The sequence below is a fragment of the Floridaenema fluviatile BLCC-F154 genome (assembly GCF_041929135.1).
Classification (GTDB): Bacteria; Cyanobacteriota; Cyanobacteriia; order Cyanobacteriales; family Aerosakkonemataceae; genus Floridanema; species Floridanema fluviatile.
Genome location: NZ_JBHFNS010000078.1, coordinates 61327 through 80449 on the forward strand (window position 1 = coordinate 61327; position 19123 = coordinate 80449).

Sequence of the window (19123 nt, forward strand, 5' to 3'; positions counted from 1 at the left end):
AACTCAATTTGGAGGATGTTTACAAATTGGAAATTAATAATGCTGTTGACAAATTAATTGGTGTAGGGGCGAAGCATTCGGATAGCTATATCTCGGTTGAGTTACATAAATTGTCGCCCGAATGCTTCGCCCCTACAGAATTTTTATTTCTATTCAATAGATCATTTCATGGATAATTAAAAAAATCCGATCGCCCTCCCCCCCCACAATTGATTTAACTGAGAAAGATTTTTAATTAGTAACCAAAAATTAAAATAACTTAACCATTCCGTAACTTTTATTCTTACAAAAGTAACAACTATCAACCAGTCACCGTATCATCTAATACGTTTTTTCTCAAAATATTGTAGTTTGATAATCACCATAGCAATTTTTTAAATTGCCCAAACTCACCCAAATTCATCAATAATCATGTCAGAACAAACTCCAGAACAACGCCAAAACCAGTACCTAACCCTCATCGATGAACTATTAAAATGTCCCAACGGACAAGAACCAGATGTATTAGATGCACACTTAGATTTAATCGATGAAAATTTCATTAACACATTAGTACAAGTAGCAGCAGGATTTGCCCATAATAATAATCACGATGCAGCTAAATTTTTAATTTTTATCGCCCGTGAATTGGCGAAACAATTGGGCTTATATCCCGAACAACCTACTAATACTGTTCCTAGTGAAGCTTAATTGGAACAAACAAAATTATCTTTGTGGTCAATCCAAAATCGAAAATCTAAAATCGCATGACTGGGGAAGATGCAGCGGAAATTGCTTTGGAATTTCTCATGACAGATTGGGAAATTCCTTCAGAAGATTGGGAGTGGTTTACTGTTTTGGACTCTCGCTATGTGAAAAACAGTTGGTTCGTGGTAGAAATTGGCATTGAAGGATTACCTGATAAATGGATACTTCAGGTTTACGAAAATGGGGAATGTGACCCTAGTTATACTTTTAATTCTCCAATTAAAGCCGGATCTGGAACTACTGAACTGGATGAATTTCCCCAATCAATAGCAGAGACGATCGCCAGAGAACGCAATGGCGGAAGTTAACTATAGCGGGCAAGAGGCTCATATTGCTTACTTATTCAGAGTAGAATTAGTTTGTTCTAAGCTTTGTCGCAGTAAGCTTGTTCAGCATGAGGATAATCGCTTCAAACTTTTGAGTTGTCCAAAAGCTCATCAGTAGTAGGTTTTGATAAATCAATCATACTTCTCGGATACAAAAGTCCGACAATTTTGCCAGAAAATATGGCTATCGGTCTAAGGTGGGACATTTTGGTGAGGAAAGGGAACGGGGAACAGATTTGTCCCGCTTTAGGTTGGTAGCTGAAAATACAACATTTAATAATACACCTCTTGCACAATTGTTGTTTAAAAGTCGGAAAAGCTTGCTTTAATTTATAAGATCAAAGATTTCTGAATTTTGAAAAAATAAGATTTAAAAAAAACATAACTCCTTTAATTATGCCTAAAAAAGAAGTTGAAAACCCTTGAAATTATTGAATCAACCTTAGAAGATTGAAGTGTGATTAGAGAAAAGCAACTCAATCACTAACTACTAATAAATAGTTTGCTTAAGCGCCATTAATTTAGTCAGATTTACAAATTACTTGGCAGTAAGCAACAGAATCACTCACCCTTTAATTAGGAGAAAAAACATGAAAAGCCAACATGAACAACTGTTCACTGAAATTGAAGCTCCTGCCTTCACGGAACTTGAAGATGAAGTTGCTGCAACCTGTAGCGGAGGTGCTGCATATTTATACCAACATGATGGATTCCAAGGGCGAAGACTGACATTTTATGAAGGTACTGACAACCTCCGTTATTACAATTTCAACGACGAAACTTCATCTATTAAGATTACGGGAAATAAGTCCTGGGTGTTTTATCAACACATCAACAACCAAGGTAAACCTGTAACACTTCCACCTGGAGAATACAATTTATACCAGTTACGGCAACGGGGAATTCAAAACGACTGGATTAGCTCTCTCAGACGCATTGATGTTCCTGCATCCAGACGACTCTTTTAGTTATTTCAGACGCATAATTTCTCCCGGCATTACTTTGTTGTAATGCTTAGACAGCCTCAGTTTGTCGATCTATTTCTGAGGCTGTTTATTACTTCAATTCTCCGATCGAGCTTTAAGGAAAACAATGAAATATCACGCTGTACTGCAACATAGTGAAGAAGATTGCGGTGCTGCCTGTCTTGCTACTGTTGCCAAACACTACAAACGCACCTTTGCCATCAGTAGAATTCGGGAAGCAGTCGGCACTGGGGCGCGGGGAACTTCCCTGCTGGGGTTAAGACGGGGAGCCGAAGCTTTAGGATTCAATGCTCGTCAAGTGAAAGCTTCGCCGCAACTGCTCGACTCTTTGCACAAAATATCCTTACCAGCGATCATTCATTGGAAAGGCTACCACTGGGTTGTTTTATACGGACAAAAGGGGAGGAAATATCCGATCGCAGATCCAGCAGTCGGTATTCGTTACCTCACCCGTGAAGAGTTAATTACTGGTTGGGGTAACGGCGTAATGCTGTTACTAGAACCAGACGACTGCCGCTTTCTAGAGCAACCATCAGATAAAATTAGTGGCTTTGGGCGTTATCTGGCGCGTGTTTGGCCTTATCGCTTCATTCTCGCTCAGGCAATTGCGATCAACATGGCGATCGGATTATTATCTCTCGCTTCCCCGTTGATGATGCAACTGCTAACCGATGACGTACTGGTGCGGGGAGATACTCAACTGCTGACTACAGTAGCAATTGGGGTAATCGTTATGAATTTGTTTAGTAGTGCGATCGGTTTAGTACAATCTCACCTGATCGGTCATTTTAGTCAACGGTTGCAATTAGGATTAATCCTAGAATACGGGCGAAAACTTCTACACTTACCCCTTTCCTATTTTGAAGGTCGTCGCAGTGGAGAAGTAGTCAGCCGCATTGCTGATGTTAATTCTATCAATACTTTAGTTTCTCAAATTGTCCTTGGTTTACCCAGTCAATTTTTCATCGCTTTAGTTTCCCTGAGCTTTATGCTCTTCTACAGTTGGGAACTTACCCTCGCTTCCCTGATCGCCTTTATTATTGTCACTTTTGTTAGTTTACTTTTTCTCCCGGCTTTGCGGCAAAAAACCCGAAAACAGATTGTTTTAGGGACAGAAAATCAAGGCTTTCTCGTCGAAACCTTTCGCGGTGTTCAGGTTCTCAAAACCACTCAAGCTACCCCGCAAGCTTGGCAAGAGTATCAGACAAATTACGGTCGTCTGGCTAACTTGGGCTGGAGTACCATGAAGCTAGGACTTTATAGCGGTACAATCACCAGCATTCTATCTACTTTCACCAGTATTGCTTTACTTTGGTTAGGCAGCTATTTAGTAATTAATCACGCTTTAAGTATTGGACAATTGTTAGCTTTTAATGGCTTAAGTGACAATTTTCTCGGCTTTTTAAGTTCAGGAATTGGCTTAATTGATGAATTTATTACCGCCCAAATTGTCATTCAACGTTTAACAGAGGTAATCGACGCTACACCAGAGGATGAAAGTGATTTGAGAAAGCCTTTAGCAGCAATTTCCGACAATGTAAATATTACTTGCACTAATCTTAACTTTCACCATGCGGGAAGAGTTGACCTTTTACAAGATTTTTCCCTAACTATTCCTGGTGGTAAAGTAACTGCTTTAATTGGTAAATCTGGCTGTGGTAAAAGTACTTTAGCTAAGCTGATTGCTGGTTTATATTCTCTGCAATCTGGTAACATTCGCTATGGCATTTATAATCAGCAAGACCTTTCCTTAGAATGTTTGCGACAGCAAGTGGTGCTGGTTCCCCAAGAATCTCACTTTTGGAGTCGGTCAATTATTGATAATTTCCGCTTTAGTTATCCTCAGATTACTTTTGAACAAATTGTTAAAGCTTGCGAGATTGTTGGTGCAGATGAGTTTATTAGTAAACTGCCCGACAAATACCAAACTGTTTTGGGAGAATTTGGGGCGAATCTTTCTGGCGGACAACGACAAAGATTAGCGATCGCCAGAGCCATAGTTACCGATCCATCCGTGCTTATTTTAGATGAATCCACTGGCGCTTTAGACCCAATTAGTGAGGCCGAAGTACTCAATAATCTGCTGGATTCCCGTCAGGGAAAAACCACAATTATGATTAGTCACCGCCCTAAAGTTATCGAACGAGCAGGTTGGATTGTACTGCTAGAAGAAGGGCGCTTGAAAATTCAAGGTACTCCAGAAGAATTGCGCTATCTTCCTGGCGAACACTTAGATTTTTTAGACGACATTTTATCAACAACGAATGGTTCCTTGGTGAAATGCGCTTGCTCTTACCCCAATGGCAAAGTTTCCTCAGTTAGCAATTATAACCATCATGATTAGCAACTTTAATTCAGATTATTTACCCCCAGTTCAAGATAAAGATTTTCTGCCACCTCTTGGTTATTGGACTAAATTTGGTGGAATTGTTCTACTTAGTTTTGTGGGAATAGCGATCGCTCTTGCTTCCGTAAGCAAATATAAAGTTACCATCAAAGCTGAAGCAAATGTTCGTCCGGCTGGTGAATTGCGGTTAGTTCAAACTGCAACGGAAGGTTCAATTATGCGCCTTTGGGTGAAAGAAAATCAAGCTGTTAAAAAAGGTGATGTGATTGCTACGATCGATGACTCTCGACTTCAAACTAAAAAAAGCCAGTTACAAAGCAGCATTCAGCAAAGTCAGTTACAACTCGTGCAAGTTAATGCCCAAATTAATGTAATTAATCGGCAAATTTTAGCTGAAACTGAGCGAATTAACCGCGTTATTGCTGCTGCTGAAGCTGAGTTGAGCCGCCGTAGCCGAGATTATCAAGAAAGGCAAGTTACCAGTACTACAGAAGTCGAAGAAGCTGAGGCGAATGTTAAAATCGCTCAAGAAGAATTGCAAAAAGCATTTGCTGAATTAAAGTCAGCCCAAGCTAATTTAAGCGCCATTCAAGCAGCTTTAGGAGCAGCTAAGTCAAAGCAAAGCCGATATCAAAGTGTAGCCAATGAAGGAGCACTTTCTAAAAATCAATTAGAGGAAGCACAATTAGCTGTTGCTCAACAATCATCAGCAGTTGAGGCACAAAAAGCAGCAGTTGAAGCACAAAAACAAACAATTGAACGGTTGCAACAATCTATTGTTGCTGCTACTGCTAGACGGCGACGTGCGATCGCTGCTTTAAATCCAAGCGATGCGGAAGTTGCGATCGCACAACAGCGCATTGCTCAAGAAAAAGCTTCCCGTATTGCCAGCATTGCTACATTGGAAAAAGAACGCAAAGCCCTAATCCAACAACGCATCGAAATTCAAAAAACCACTGAGCGCAACATCCGCGAACTTCAACAAGTAAAAATTGACCTCAGCCAAACTACCATTATTGCCACAGCAGACGGGATTATTTCTAAGTTAAACTTACGTAATGTTGGTCAAACTGTGCGTTCTGGAGAGGAAATCGCCCAAATTGTTCCCAGCAATGCTCCCTTAGTTATTAAAGCAGCAGTACCAACTCAAGACAAAGGCAAATTGAAAGAAGGTCAAAATGTACAAATGCGAGTTTCTGCCTGTTCTTATACAGATTACGGCACTTTAAAAGGCAAGGTCAAGGCGATTTCTCCAGATGCGTTCACTCCGCAGAGTAATCTTAATTCGGTTGCTTTAGCAGCACCAATTCCCCGAAAAACAATTGCAGCTAGTTCCTTTTATGAAGTAACAATTGAACCCGAAAACCTTTCTTTAAATCAGGGCAAAAAACAGTGTGTTATTCAATTGGGAATGGAAGGCAGAGCCGATATTATTACTAAAGAAGAAACTGTACTCGAATTCTTTCTCAGGAAGGCAAGACTGATTACTGATTTGTAGACATTGTTAGCGAATTAGGTATTGTGCTTCTCCCGCATCGATCGCCAACTTCCCCCAAAAGCTTGCGATGAACATTTTCTAAATGCTACCTTCTTATAGCTAACTGGAAAAAGGAGTTATTTCAACTCAAATTCATCATGAAGCGATCGCTCATCACTCTTCCACTCACATTAATCCTGCTAGAATCAACCATACCCTTGGCTCTAGCCGCACCACCGAGACAACCAGACAAAACCGAAGAATGCGAACTTTTGATCGTTGGCGGAGGACTTTCTGGTTCTGCGGCGGCTTACGAAGCCTTACTCGCTGGGAGAACAGTTTGTTTAACGGAAATTACCGACTGGGTAGGCGGACAAATTTCCTCGCAAGGAACCTCTGCACTCGACGAAAAAGCTACCCAACGGCGACTACTATTTTATCCTCGCGGTTATTTAGAACTTCGCAAACGCATTGAAGAACATTATGGTAGACTCAACCCCGGAAAATGTTGGGTGAGTGAATCTTGTTTTTTCCCTTATGACGGACACAAAATCCTGTTTGATATCTTAAAAGATGCTGCCAAAAAAGGCGATGGAAAACTCAAATGGTTTCCTGCAACAGTAATTAAAGAACTTGATATTAGTTCCGATGGGAAACAAATTCAAAGTGCGATCGCCATTCAACACCAACCCGCCAAAGGTGCGCCACCATTAAACACCCTGCCATTATCCCGCACAATGGAAGACGCTTATCGCTACGAAAATTCCCCCCAATTTGATAAAACTATCATTCGTTTTGTTCCAAAGAAAACGGCAAAATCAAATCAAAAACCTCGTCCCGCTGACTGGTATGTAATAGAAGCCACCGAAACCGGAGAATTAATCGGTTTAGCAGACGTTCCTTATCGTTTGGGTATCGATCCTCGTTCTTTTTTAGAACCTTCATCCTCTACAGAAACAGGCGATAAATTTTGCACCCAAGGCTTCACCTACACCTTTGCAATGGAAGCAACGGAACAGCCACAACCGCAAACAATGCCATCATTTTATCCTCAATACCAGCCTTATTACAGTTATGAATTACCTCGTTTAGCTAGCTTCAATTTAGTTTTTTCCTATCGGCGCATTTTCAGCGCCAAACCAGACCAACCATTACCCGGAGACTACAAACAATACCCAATTAATCCGGGTGATATTTCCATGCAAAACTGGACTTGGGGAAATGATTATCGTCCCGGAACTTCACAAGATAACCTGATTTATACCCGCGAACAATTGCAAGAAACCGGACAATTAAACCCCGGTGGATGGATGGGAGGACTTCGCACCGAAACCTTACGCCGAGGTGAAGAAAATGCCCTTGGTTTTTATTATTGGTTAGCCAAAGGAACTACAGATTCCCAATTAGGTGATAATGTTAAAACACCTTATCCAAATTTGCGTTTTCTCAGTGGTTTAGAGTCACCAATGGGAACCGCACATGGTTTGTCTAAATATCCTTATATGCGCGAAGGAAGACGGATCGTTGGTAGACCAAGTTACGCAGAACCAGAGGGTTTTACTGTTTGGGAAATTGACATTTCTCGGAATAACTTCCGTCAAGAATTTTACAGTCAAAACCTTTCGCCAGAAGAGTATCGCCGTTTATGGGCAACTTTATCTGGGTTAAATGCACCTTTAGTAATTGGCGGTCAAATATCACCAGAACAAGTGAAACCTAGATCGCGTTCTACGATTTTTCCTGACTCGGTGGGAATTGGATTTTATGCGATCGATTTTCACCCCTGCATGGAAAAAAGTCCCCCAGAAGCACCCGGAAATAGAGAACGAGAAGGAACCAGAAAAGGACAAGGCGGAACTTTCCCCTTTCAAGTACCTTTAAGAGCAATGATTCCCCAAAAAATCGACAATATGTTAGTAGCAGGAAAAAGCATCGCCACCAGTCACACCGCCGCCGCAGCCTATCGCGTTCACTCCTTTGAATGGTCAGTAGGTGCAGCAGCAGGAACTACCGCCGACTTCGCTTTAAAAAATAATGTTCTTCCCTACGAATTAGTAGATCAACTACCATCAAAAGAACCACAATTAGAAGCATTGCAACAACGTTTAGAGAAAAACCAAAACCCCGTCGCTTTCCCCAATACTTCAATTTTTAATCAATCTTGGGAAGAGTGGAAGTGATTAGGGACTAGGAAACTTTTTAGCCTCTTTCCGTAGGGTGCGTTACGTTATTACTAAGCTGTTACGCATTTAAAAGTCATATTGTAGGGTGCGTCAGATTTAGATATTTTCCTTTCTACATAGGCTTTACCGTCTGACGCACCCTACTCGTTAATAAGTGATTTAAATGCGTAACAGCTTAACGCACCATTCCCCTAAGTACAATATTAATTATCAGCGATCGCCAAATTCAACCCATAACTTGAGTACAATCATGGTGAAACTCAAAAATAATATTGATTATGTCTCTCTTTGTCAGAAAACTTCAAGAAAATGGTCGGCTAGAACAAATTCAAATAACCTTGTTTATTGTCGGCTCTCGCAAGATGCTCGTCGAAGATGACTACGGTTCTGGAGATTGGTCTATCTTAGCACCCAACTTGCGAATTTTCGGTTTTGATGCTGATGAAGATGCCTGTAATGCTGCTAACGCCGATTTAGAATTAAGACAAGTAAATTGGACAGAAAAACATTTTCCTTTAGCTATATCAAGCAATGTTGGCAATTCGACAATTTATGTAACTCAAAGTCCTGATTGCAGTTCTTTATATCCGCCGAATGAAGCTTATGTCGATCGCTTATATGGCTTCAAAGATTCCCTAAAAGTAGATTTAACAATAGAAGTTGAAACCACCAATTTAAATACATTTTGTCGAGAAGAAGGAATAGAAGAAGTTGATTTTATTCAAGTTGATGTTCAAGGCGCAGAACTTGACGTTTTAAGGGGTGCATCGTCAATTTTAGAAAACAGTTTACTAGGCGTGCAAGTAGAAGTTGAATTTTCCCCTTTATATGCCAATCAACCTTTATTTGCTGATGTGGATCTTTATTTAAGAAACTATGATTTTACTTTATTTGATTTAGCTACCGATCATCAATGGTGTCGCGTCACTCGTGCTAGTGCTCCTATCTATTCATCAACTCGGAAAGGACAATTAATTTGGGCAAATGCTTGTTACTTAAGAGATTTAATTGGGGAAAAATCTCAGATTCAGAAAACCACACCAAAACGCATTTTAAAATTAGCCTGTATAGCTGATATATTAGGTTTTCCCGACTATGCTTTAGAACTATTAGAATATTTGACAGTTCATCACGGTGACGATTCACAATACAACTTTGCCCGTAATATTGTCGAAACTTTATCTGAAATTCCTGAATTAGTCGAGCCAGGACTAAATGCTTTACCTGTCATCAATAATATTCAACATCGTCTTTAAAAAGGTCGGTGAGGATGTCAAGGTGCAATTACACCTTATAATCATCATTAATTAATGTAAAAGCAACCGCCCCGCAGTCTGACAAACAAAAGGGCGATCGCAAAAGACCCAAAAAAAGAGAGTCAAATATATGTTAAGGTGTTACACATTTAAAAGTCATATTGTAGGGTGCGTCAGATTTAGATATTTTCCTTTCTACATAGGCTTTACCGTCTGACGCACCCTACTCGTTAATAAGAATAAGTGATTTAAATGCGTAACAGCTTACTAACATCAAAGCTAGAATTGCAAAGCTTGTCAATATTCCATAACTAAAAATTCCAGAATCGAAAATTGTCTACAAATCGCCAATCCTGCATCCCTTAGCCCGATTGTTTAATTATTGAAACTCATCCCGTTAAGCTACTCTTTCTTATCAATTGATTACAAAATTAAAAGTTTTGTTGATAAAGAATGAAATCGGGGAAATTGCAGAGAATAATAGTTGGTATTAAGGACTTCAGTCCCGGATTTCGGCAGATATATTTTGCACTCAACCAGATTAGGGAAAATTATGGCAATTCAAAAGCTTTCTTCCCGAATAGATAGCGTAAAAATCTATGCAGCTGGTGCCACTGTCACCCGAATAGCCGAGTTACATCTGACACCTGAAAAACTACCAGAACAAGTAGAAATAGCTCAATTACCTTTAGCTTTGGATGATAGCAGCGTCAGAGTTAGAGTAGAAGCGGGACAAGGAAATCCCATTGCTGGCGATATTCGGATTGGATTAGCTGTTCCTCCACCATCAGAAACACCAAATCCACCACTAGAAGAAGAATTGCGTGCCGCTAAAATTGAAGTCAAACAAATAGAAGATGTTATCAATTTAATTAATCAAGAAATCTCAGTATTAAATAAATTAGAAGTACCAGAACGCCCAGAAAGCGATCTTGGTGTAGCACCACCAGCTTCGCCAATGAGTGCAAGACTCGCATTAGCTAACTTCAGCGACGAACAAATTCGCCTGAGAATGCAGGAAAAACGGGAAAATTTAGAAAAGTTAGCTAAAGCTAAGGAAATTTTAGCTGATTTAGAACAGAAACAAGCGATCGCTTCCACTGCGAAAAACGCTAAACCAGAAGAACTGCGAAAAATCGTAATTGTTAGCTTAAGTTATGAAGAATCCTCCTCCGAAGTCAATCAAACAATTCAGTTAGTTTTAGAATATTTTGTCCCCGGTGCTAGATGGACACCAACTTATGTTTGTCGGTTGAATAGTATAGAAAATCAGGCAACAATTGCTGTTAGAGCATTAATTTGTCAACGCACTGGTGAAGATTGGTCAAGTGTTAAATTAGAACTTTCTACAGCTAATCCTCTTGTGTGGTGTGACATCCCAGAATTACCATCATTGCGACTAGGAAAAGCACAACCACAAATCCGAAAAGCTGGTTGGCGTAAACCTCCAATTGGTGCAGAAATTTTGTTTGAAGATTTTGATAGACAGAAAGAAATTGCTTTAGCTGATGTTAGCAAATATTCGCGCCACCTGATGAGTGATATTTCCTTAGATTTGCTGTCTAGAAAATTCGATCGCAGTGTGTATAGATTTACCGAAGAAGAATCGTTAGAGTTGGACGAAGAAGCAGATTTAAATTTTTCTGGCTTAGAGACTATGCTTGGAGAAGAACCGTCAGACTTGTTAGAGTTTGAAGAAGAAGAAGAAGATTTAGATTTTGACGAAGAAGAAGATTTTTCTAACTGGGAATATCTTACTATCGAATCGCCACCGAGTAGACGGAAACCACGTAAACGAGAGTTAAATCCAATAGTAGTATCACTATCAGTAGCACGACCAGAAAAGCCTACTGAGTATAATAAGAATTTTGCGTCACAAAATTTCCCAAAAATTCCCAGCAACGATGACTTTATAAATAATTTTCTTCCTTATGGTTTAATGAGGATGGGTACAGCTGATAACCCAGAAAAGCGGGGTAAATTATCGATCGCTAAACCCCAAGAACTCTATTTAGAAATCCTCCATCAACAAAAAGTTGTAGTGAATTTCAACATCTTAGAAGTAGTTCAGCAAGCGGTATATAGCGCCCAAGAATGTCTTAGATTTCCCCTTCCTCCCGCTGGAATTAACGTGCGAGAAGTTGCCGCTTCCTTCGACTATTCCTACAGCGCCGATGGCAGAATTGATATTCCCTCAGACGGTCAATTTCATTCCGTTGCTTTAACTAGCAAAACGACAGATGTCGATGTTCGCTACATAGTTGTTCCTCGTGAAGATACCAATGTTTTTCGCATTGCCCAACTTCGCAATCCTCTATCAGCACCGCTATTAAGAGGCCCTGCTGATGTTTATGTAGATGGCGAATATATTTTATCTACTAATATTGTCACAGTTCCGCCTAAAGGACAGATGAAATTAGGATTAGGAGTTGAACAAGCAATCAAAGTGGCGCGGAATACTTCTTATTGGGAAGAGCGTTCTGGCGAGACAATAGTTGCATTTAATGAACTGTGCCATCAAATCAAAATTGAGATTACAAATCATCTCAATAGAAACGCAAAAATTGAGGTACGCGATCGCCTCCCCATTCCTGAAGAAGGTGCAAAAGTTGAAGTAAAAATAGAGCAAGTTTCACCCGAATGGCAACAATATAAACAAGAAGAACGGGGGATACCAATAAAAGGTGGTTATCGTTGGCAAATCGAAGTACCTGCAAAAGAGCAAAAAACTTTGTCAGTTGATTACAAAATTAAAACTTTTGTCGATAGCGAATTAATCGGCGGAAATCGCCGAGAATAAAAGTTCGTAGTAGCGACTTCAGTCGTAACCTGAAACTGCGATCAAGGAGAGATATAAAACCCAAGGAGAATTTTATGCGTTCTGTTCCGATCGTCACTTTCTTCCTTCTTTCAACTGCTATACTAACAGCAATTTCACCCGATTCTGTAGCTAAAAATTTTGCCCCACAACAGCAAACAGAATCCCAGAAATTGCTAAAATTAGCTACCAAAAATATCGGAGAAATTAATGCAATTGTCTACAACTATGCTGCTAGCAAAATTGGTCAAAAAGTAGGCGACGGTGAATGTGCAACACTCGCAGTAGAAGCTTTGAAAGCAGCAGGTGCAAAAAACTTTTGGCAACTTGGTCCCACTGGCAACGATGCTGACTATATTTGGGGAACCCGTGTTGTTACAATCACACCAAGTAATAAATCTACTGCGAATATAAGAGCAGGAGATATTATTCAATTCCGAAATGTATCTACTTATAAAAAAATTACATTTCCCAATGGTTCGTGGAGGTCTTACACTTCAAGTTATAACCATCACACTGCTATTGTTAAGGGAGTCTCTGGAAGTGAAATATATCTCTTACATCAAAATGTTGGTGAAAATGGTAAAACGCCGGAAGCAAAAAAAATCGTTCAGGCTGGTACGATTAACCTAAACAATATCACTAGTGGAACTATGTGGGTTTATCGGCCTCAACGTTAAATTTTGGTTTCGGATTTATCAACACTAGGACTAGGAGTTGTGACAATTATGCAAACAATTAAATCAGAAAATACCATTGTCCAAGAACTAACTATCAATGCACCCGTCTCAGTTGTTACACTCCTAGAAGACCGTGCCCAAGTACGAAGAACTGGCAAAATCCAACTAAATCAAGGATTTTGGCGGATCAAAATCTTACAAGTTGCGCCAGTTCTTTCTGATAAATCCCTACGTGCAGAATTCTTACAAAACTATCCCGATGCACGCATTGACGATGTGCGCGTGCGCCGCCAAATGTTACTTAAAGAAGAAGATAAACCAGAGGAATTTAAAACTTTAGAGAGTGAAATTCGTTCTCTTACCCAAACATTTAACAATATCACTGAAGACCGTCAGCACTTAGAATCCTGCTTGAAGAAAATCAGTAGTATTTTAACCAAAGGTTTGCAAGAATTACCTGTAGATGCTGTTTGGGGACAAATCGATCCTAAAAATTGGCGAGAACAAATATCTAGTCTATTTAAACAGTTGCGAGATTTGCGTGCCGAAATCTTAAATAACTCTCACACTCAGGAAGATTTACAGGAAAAAATTAATCATTTAATTACTAAAGCAGAGGCTTTATCTCGCCCAGATATGATTTATACTGCCTGGATTGAGGCAGATTTAATGATTCCCCAAACAGGCGAATATGAAATTGCCTTTGATTACGTAGTTCCTAATGCGATTTGGCGACCTTGGCATCAGGCGCGTTTGGTGCCCGAAGAGAGGACTGAAGACTCGACTACAAACCGCACTAAGCTATCTTTTCGCATGGATGGCTGTGTTTGGCAATGCACAGGCGAAGATTGGCAGAATGTGGATTTGGTATTTTCCACCGCCCGTGCTTCTCTAGGAACTGAGCCGCCACTATTGACAGATGAGCAATTAAATGTTATGGAAAAATCTAAGCAAATCAACATTCAGCTTCGTGAGCAAAAGATTCAGACCACCGGATTAGGAACAGGCGCAACCCCTTCTAGTGCAGAAGAAGCCCCAACGACAGTTACTTTACCGGGTGTTGATGACGGGGGAGAAGTCCGCAACCTCCGCCCGACGAGAAAAGCTACCATTCCCTCAGATGGTCGTCCCTATCGGGTTCCGATTTTTTCCTTTGAGTCAGAAGCGGATATTGAGTATGTTTTGATGCCAGAAGTGTGTTGTCAGGTAGTGCTCAAAAGCGAACAGACAAATACAGCTAAGTTGCCGATTTTAGCAGGGCCAGTGGATTTAGTGCGAACCTCCGGGTTTGTCGGTCGAACCTCGCTGCTATTTATTGCGCCGGGAGAGAGATTTGCTTTAGGATGGGGGCCAGATGGGGCGATGCGAGTGCAGCGATCGACAACCCAGAAACAAGAACAGGATCATCTGACAAAATGGAATTTTGTCACTAAAACAGTCAAGTTATTCTTATCTAATATTGGGGCAGAACCAAGGATAATTAAAACTACGGAACGCTTGCCAGTTTCCGAGTTAGAACAAGTAAAAATTGAGGTAATTGCCGAGGAAACAACTGAGGGAGTGCAACCTGATGAAAATGGTTTTTGCACTTGGAATTTTCGCCTGAGTCCTTATTCTCAACTCGAAGCTTCTTTGGTGTACAAAATTTCATCGACACCGGAAGTGAAGGGGATTCGTTGAAAGGGGAAAGTGGGGGTGCGATCGCACTATTGATTAACCAGCCGAAATGAAAAACAAAGAGCGAATTCCCGCACTGCCAATTTCGATCGCCAAAGCAGCCAACAAAAAACCTAAAATTTGCGTAATAATTATCGCCCCTTCCGCACCTAATAAATGATCTACGCGAGTAGATTGCCTGACAATTACCCAAGAAATAAACATCGCAGAAACTATTCCCAAACCAACACTTAAACCCGCTTCAGGAGATTCCGACATTAACACCATAACCGCTGAAAGTGTACCAGGCCCCGCCAACAAAGGGAAAGCCAAAGGAGTAATAGCCACATCTCTTTCTGGCTCCACAATTGGTTCATCTAATTTCCCTTCCAACATTTGCAAAGCAATTAACAGCAATAACAGACCTCCAGCTACTTGCAAAGAACCCATACTAATGTGTAAATAATTGAGAACTGTTTGTCCAACCAAAGCAAACAAAAGAAGCACCCCTGTAGCAAACAAAGCTGCTTTATTAAACACTTTATTTTTTTGCTCCGGTTCCATTCCTTTGGTTAAAATCAAAAAAACAGGTGCATTGCCCAACGCATCAGCTAAAACAAACACAGCTACAAAAGATTTAACAAAAGTAGAAGTATCAATAACCGAAATATCAATAACCATAGATACAAAAGTAACAACTACCTAAAGGGTAAAAAATCCCTTACCGTTTGGCAAGGGATTTTTAGGAATTGAAAGTAAGATTCAGTCTGCTTTTAGGCAGAACTAGAATTAAGCTTCGCTCTCAATGTAGATAAACAACAGACCCATGACTACGGCAGGTACGAGCCAGGTAATTACGGGAATGAGAATCCAAGGCAAGAAAGAAGCTGCGTATGAACCTGTCATTTCAGAATCTCCAAAATGGTTAAAGTGATTTTGCCAAATTTATTATCTGACGATGTTACTGACAAGAGATTAAAAAAATCTCCGTCAGTTTACCAAAGACAGAGGTTTAGTGATGGACTACACCGCGGAAGATCGCGTCTACAACGTTGAAGTTTTCCAAGAGGAAAAAGGCAACGAAAGCGCCACCCATTGCACCAACAAAGAAACCAGCAGTCAATTGACTCCAACCTTCGGCAGTTTTCAGTGCTTCAGGAGCTTGGGGATTTTTGCTGGGGATAGAAGCGGTATTTTCTTGGAAAGAAGCCAGTCCGTAAACAGACATACAGGCGGTGGCGATCAGAATCAACGCTAAGCCGGAAATTAATCCGCCTAAGTTAGCCGCTTCGCCATAGTCACGTAAGGGCCCAAGCTTAATCCAAGGGCCAATCAGGAAGTAGCCATGAGCCATGCCAATCTCTAGACCTCGGAGGATTGGAGATAAGCCTTTGCGGTAGGCTGGCAAATTACTGATGAAGGTTTTGGTAAAACCAGAATCACTGATAGGGGTAGATAAGTGACCTAAGAAAGGATCGCCATTATAGGCTTTGACGATCTCTGCATCTCTAGGATCGGCCATACTTAATATTCCTCTTTGTTTGTTTGAAAATCTACAGAAGAACTTAAGCTCATATTCTAAGCAAATGGGGGTTATTTCATTGCAGAATAAGTACTCAGCTTTAAAAAAGTTAATCTTATGGGCTGGATGCTCAGGTCAAGTAGTGAATTTTGGTAAGTGAATGAAAAATTTTTATACTTAATTAAAGCGAGATAGTACCTACTTAATTACGGCACTCTAAGTTAAAGCGGCTGTAGATTTATCATGAGTCCCGAATCGGCTTGACGATCGCACTTCCAGAAGCGATCGATACAACTACATCTAACGTTACAATCAGCAATGAAACTTTACAGGAAAGTAATTAGCTGCGATCGCTCTAACGCCCCTCAATGTAGCAGAAAGGATGATTAGCGATCGTCCCTTAGCAGACTCTTCGGAATTTAGTTAAAGAAAATGGGGCTATTGCCCTAATTAAAAAGCAATCTCCCCATTGAAATTTCTAGTCCTCAAACAAACTTTCAAACTTGTTTTATTCCTGCTTTTTCTCCACCTGAGCCACCATTAACAGCGTTTTCAAAAGAGAATCAGGATTCAAACTCATAGAATCAATTCCCAACTCCACCAAGAACTGAGCAAACTCAGGATAATCGCTAGGTGCTTGACCACAAATACCGATTTTACGGTTATGTTTTTTCGCAGAAGTAACCGCTAATTCTACCATTCTTCGTACCCCTTCATATCTTTCATCAAACAGATGAGCCACTAAACCGGAATCTCGGTCTAACCCTAAAGTTAATTGAGTCAAATCATTAGAACCAATCGAAAAACCATCAAAAACTTCACTGAATTGCCCCGCCAAAATCACATTACTGGGCAATTCACACATCACATAAACTTGCAATTTATTCACACCTCTTTCTAAACCATGTTTCGCCATTTCAGCTAACACTTTCCGACCTTCATCAGGCGTGCGACAAAAAGGAATCATCAGAATCACATTCGCCAACCCCATTTCATCCCGGACTCGTTTCATCGCCCGACATTCTAAAGCAAAAGCTTCTTGATATTTCGGATCGCAATAACGAGACGCACCCCGCCAACCTAACATCGGATTTTCCTCTTTTGGTTCAAACAATTGACCGCCCAAAAGATTGGCATATTCGTTACTCTTAAAATCGCTCATCCGCACAACTACAGGTTTGGGATAAAAAGCAGCAGCAATTCTCGCTACACCTTGAGTTAATTTATCCACAAAGTAATCGGGTTTATTTTCGTAATTTTCCGTCAAATTTGCCAGAGCAGTTTTAATTCCCTCATCCTCGATTTTATCGTAATTAATTAAAGCCAAAGGATGCGCTTTAATGTGATTGGCAATGATGAATTCTAACCGAGCTAAACCAACACCATCATTGGGCAAAGATGCCAAGCGAAAAGCTTCTTCTGGGTTGCCCACATTCATCATGATTTTAGTGCGAGTATAGGGTAAATTTTCTAAAGCAACCTCTTTGACTTCAAAAGGCAATAAACCTTCGTAAACTCTACCTTCTTCCCCTTCCGCACAGGAAACAGTAATTTCTTGACCTGTGTTTAAAACTTCCGTAGCATCACCACAACCAACAATTGCCGGAATGCCCATTTCTCGCGCAATAATTGCAGCGTGGCAGGTACGACCACCTTTATTGGTAATAATGGCGCTGGCTTTTTTCATGATTGGTTCCCAGTCGGGGTCAGTTTTATCTGTAACTAAAACTTCTCCGGTTTGGAACAAGTCAATTTTCTGTACGTCTAGCATGATTCGGGCTTTTCCTTGCCCAATTGCTTCGCCAACACTCCGCCCAGTTACTAACACATTACTTTGTTCTTTTAACTTATAACTACGGATCAGGTTTGCGGCTTTTTGAGATTGTACTGTTTCTGGTCTGGCTTGGACGATAAATAATTCTTTGGTAATGCCATCTTTTGCCCATTCAATATCCATTGGGCTGTAAGTTCCTCGAACTTTGCTGTAGTGTTCTTCAATGACAGAAGCCCATTTTGCTAGTTGTAAAATTTCGTTATCATCTAAGGCAAATTGTCGCTGTTCTAGATCGGGAACGCGCTCATTTTTCATGTCTTTGCAGCTACCGTCATCACAAACTAATCGATATTCTTTGCTTCCCAGTCTTTTATCTAAAATTGGGCGATAGCCATCTTTTAAAGTAGGTTTAAAAACCAAGTATTCGTCAGGGTTAACGGCACCTTGAACAATATTTTCTCCGAGTCCGTAAGCCGCAGTAATTAAGGTGGCGTTTTTAAAGCCTGTTTCTGTGTCGATAGTGAATATTACTCCCGAAGAAGCTAGGTCGGAACGCACCATTTTTTGAATGCCAACGGAAAGGGCAATGCTAAAATGATCGAAGTTTCTTTGATGACGATAGGAGATAGCGCGATCGGTAAATAAAGAAGCAAAGCATTTATGACAAGCTTGCAATACACTAGCCAAACCTTGTACATTCAGGTAAGTTTCTTGTTGTCCCGCAAAACTTGCATCGGGTAAATCTTCAGCAGTAGCGGAAGAACGCACAGCTACTTCTGTGTTTTCTCCATAGCGAGCCTCTTTCAGAGGAGCTTCGCTAACGCACATTTCCTGATAAGCTTTAGCAATAGCATTCCGCAAATCTGTCGGAAACGGAGTATTTAACACCAAAGTCCGCGCTTGTTTACCAATTTCCCGTAAACTATTCACATCTTCCACATCCAACTGGGCGAAAAGTTCCCGCAGTTTCTCTTCTAATCCTGCGCCTTGGATAAAATGACGATAAGCATAAGCAGTAGTAGCAAAACCTCTGGGAACATTGATTCCTTTTGCAGTTAATTCCTGAATCATTTCCCCTAAAGAAGCATTCTTTCCCCCAACTAAAGCAATATCGTTAATTCCCACTTCATCAAACCACAGAATTAAAGCTTGTTCCTTAGCGAATTGGAAAAGTCTTTCCTGAATTGCTTTGACCATGAGTAGTTCCTCTTGGTAATCAAGTAAAAGTTTGGTAAATGATAAAATCGCCCAGGTTTTAGGCAAAAAAACTCCTAGTAAATGCTTCCTAACTATTAGGAAACATCCTAAATACTTACTTATTTTGTTAACAACTTGATTTAAAAGATCGATC

Annotated in this window: 14 protein-coding genes; 10 read left to right on the top strand and 4 right to left on the bottom strand. The window is 40.4% G+C overall.

The window, feature by feature from the left end; all coding sequences use genetic code 11:
• The first annotated feature begins 411 nt into the window (after positions 1-411).
• The 10 genes from ACE1B6_RS21445 (at position 412) to ACE1B6_RS21490 (ending at position 14500) form a co-directional block, all read left to right on the top strand.
• The gene (locus tag ACE1B6_RS21445) at positions 412-690 is read left to right on the top strand and encodes a hypothetical protein (protein ID WP_413259303.1); all 279 of its coding nucleotides are present in this window, start codon (positions 412-414) and stop codon (positions 688-690) included.
• Positions 691-746: 56 nt separating this feature from the next.
• Positions 747-1055 (top strand): hypothetical protein, encoded by a 309-nt coding sequence (locus ACE1B6_RS21450; protein ID WP_413259304.1) that lies wholly within the window; start codon positions 747-749, stop codon positions 1053-1055.
• Between the two features lie 608 nt (positions 1056-1663).
• Positions 1664-2041, top strand: coding sequence for a beta/gamma crystallin-related protein (locus ACE1B6_RS21455; protein WP_413259305.1), 378 nt, complete (start codon positions 1664-1666; stop codon positions 2039-2041).
• Positions 2042-2165: 124 nt separating this feature from the next.
• The gene (locus ACE1B6_RS21460) at positions 2166-4403 is read left to right on the top strand and encodes a peptidase domain-containing ABC transporter (protein ID WP_413259306.1); all 2238 of its coding nucleotides are present in this window, start codon (positions 2166-2168) and stop codon (positions 4401-4403) included.
• A complete protein-coding gene (locus tag ACE1B6_RS21465; protein WP_413259307.1) occupies positions 4396-5904 on the top strand; it encodes an HlyD family efflux transporter periplasmic adaptor subunit in 1509 nt (502 codons plus the stop codon). Before ACE1B6_RS21460 ends, ACE1B6_RS21465 begins: the two co-directional genes overlap by 8 nt.
• Before the next feature lie 137 nt (positions 5905-6041).
• On the top strand, positions 6042-8063 hold the full coding sequence (locus ACE1B6_RS21470; RefSeq protein WP_413259308.1) for an FAD-dependent oxidoreductase: 2022 nt from the start codon (positions 6042-6044) through the stop codon (positions 8061-8063).
• Between the two features lie 281 nt (positions 8064-8344).
• Positions 8345-9322, top strand: a complete 978-nt coding sequence (locus ACE1B6_RS21475) for an FkbM family methyltransferase (RefSeq protein ID WP_413259309.1) — start codon at positions 8345-8347, stop codon at positions 9320-9322.
• Between the two features lie 553 nt (positions 9323-9875).
• Positions 9876-12122 carry a mucoidy inhibitor MuiA family protein gene (locus ACE1B6_RS21480; protein ID WP_413259310.1) on the top strand — a complete coding sequence of 749 codons (2247 nt, stop codon included), beginning with the start codon at positions 9876-9878 and terminating at the stop codon, positions 12120-12122.
• A gap of 74 nt (positions 12123-12196) precedes the next feature.
• Positions 12197-12820 carry a hypothetical protein gene (locus ACE1B6_RS21485; protein ID WP_413259311.1) on the top strand — a complete coding sequence of 208 codons (624 nt, stop codon included), beginning with the start codon at positions 12197-12199 and terminating at the stop codon, positions 12818-12820.
• Positions 12821-12868: 48 nt separating this feature from the next.
• Positions 12869-14500: a mucoidy inhibitor MuiA family protein gene (locus ACE1B6_RS21490; protein ID WP_413259312.1), complete on the top strand. Its 1632-nt coding sequence runs from the start codon at positions 12869-12871 to the stop codon at positions 14498-14500.
• Between the two features lie 33 nt (positions 14501-14533).
• Here ACE1B6_RS21490 and ACE1B6_RS21495 read toward each other — a convergent pair whose 3' ends face one another.
• From ACE1B6_RS21495 to ppsA, 4 genes are all read right to left on the bottom strand, one after another.
• Positions 14534-15157 carry a MarC family protein gene (locus tag ACE1B6_RS21495; RefSeq protein WP_413259313.1) on the bottom strand — a complete coding sequence of 208 codons (624 nt, stop codon included), beginning with the start codon at positions 15155-15157 and terminating at the stop codon, positions 14534-14536.
• 108 nt (positions 15158-15265) lie between these two features.
• Positions 15266-15382 (bottom strand): photosystem I reaction center subunit VIII, encoded by a 117-nt coding sequence (locus tag ACE1B6_RS21500; RefSeq protein ID WP_413259314.1) that lies wholly within the window; start codon positions 15380-15382, stop codon positions 15266-15268.
• A gap of 106 nt (positions 15383-15488) precedes the next feature.
• Positions 15489-15998: a photosystem I reaction center protein subunit XI gene (locus tag ACE1B6_RS21505; RefSeq protein WP_413259315.1), complete on the bottom strand. Its 510-nt coding sequence runs from the start codon at positions 15996-15998 to the stop codon at positions 15489-15491.
• A gap of 508 nt (positions 15999-16506) precedes the next feature.
• Positions 16507-18969, bottom strand: a complete 2463-nt coding sequence (gene ppsA, locus ACE1B6_RS21510) for a phosphoenolpyruvate synthase (RefSeq protein ID WP_413259316.1) — start codon at positions 18967-18969, stop codon at positions 16507-16509.
• Between the last annotated feature and the right edge of the window lie 154 nt (positions 18970-19123).

Bases quoted from the DNA above. Each gene is read 5' to 3' on its own strand.
- ACE1B6_RS21445 (WP_413259303.1), top strand. From the start codon at position 412: ATGTCAGAACAAACTCCAGAACAACGCCAAAACCAGTACCTAACCCTC.
- ACE1B6_RS21450 (WP_413259304.1), top strand. From the start codon at position 747: ATGACTGGGGAAGATGCAGCGGAAATTGCTTTGGAATTTCTCATGACA.
- ACE1B6_RS21455 (WP_413259305.1), top strand. From the start codon at position 1,664: ATGAAAAGCCAACATGAACAACTGTTCACTGAAATTGAAGCTCCTGCC.
- ACE1B6_RS21460 (WP_413259306.1), top strand. From the start codon at position 2,166: ATGAAATATCACGCTGTACTGCAACATAGTGAAGAAGATTGCGGTGCT.
- ACE1B6_RS21465 (WP_413259307.1), top strand. From the start codon at position 4,396: ATGATTAGCAACTTTAATTCAGATTATTTACCCCCAGTTCAAGATAAA.
- ACE1B6_RS21470 (WP_413259308.1), top strand. From the start codon at position 6,042: ATGAAGCGATCGCTCATCACTCTTCCACTCACATTAATCCTGCTAGAA.
- ACE1B6_RS21475 (WP_413259309.1), top strand. From the start codon at position 8,345: ATGTCTCTCTTTGTCAGAAAACTTCAAGAAAATGGTCGGCTAGAACAA.
- ACE1B6_RS21480 (WP_413259310.1), top strand. From the start codon at position 9,876: ATGGCAATTCAAAAGCTTTCTTCCCGAATAGATAGCGTAAAAATCTAT.
- ACE1B6_RS21485 (WP_413259311.1), top strand. From the start codon at position 12,197: ATGCGTTCTGTTCCGATCGTCACTTTCTTCCTTCTTTCAACTGCTATA.
- ACE1B6_RS21490 (WP_413259312.1), top strand. From the start codon at position 12,869: ATGCAAACAATTAAATCAGAAAATACCATTGTCCAAGAACTAACTATC.
- ACE1B6_RS21495 (WP_413259313.1), bottom strand. From the start codon at position 15,157: ATGGTTATTGATATTTCGGTTATTGATACTTCTACTTTTGTTAAATCT.
- ACE1B6_RS21500 (WP_413259314.1), bottom strand. From the start codon at position 15,382: ATGACAGGTTCATACGCAGCTTCTTTCTTGCCTTGGATTCTCATTCCC.
- ACE1B6_RS21505 (WP_413259315.1), bottom strand. From the start codon at position 15,998: ATGGCCGATCCTAGAGATGCAGAGATCGTCAAAGCCTATAATGGCGAT.
- ppsA (WP_413259316.1), bottom strand. From the start codon at position 18,969: ATGGTCAAAGCAATTCAGGAAAGACTTTTCCAATTCGCTAAGGAACAA.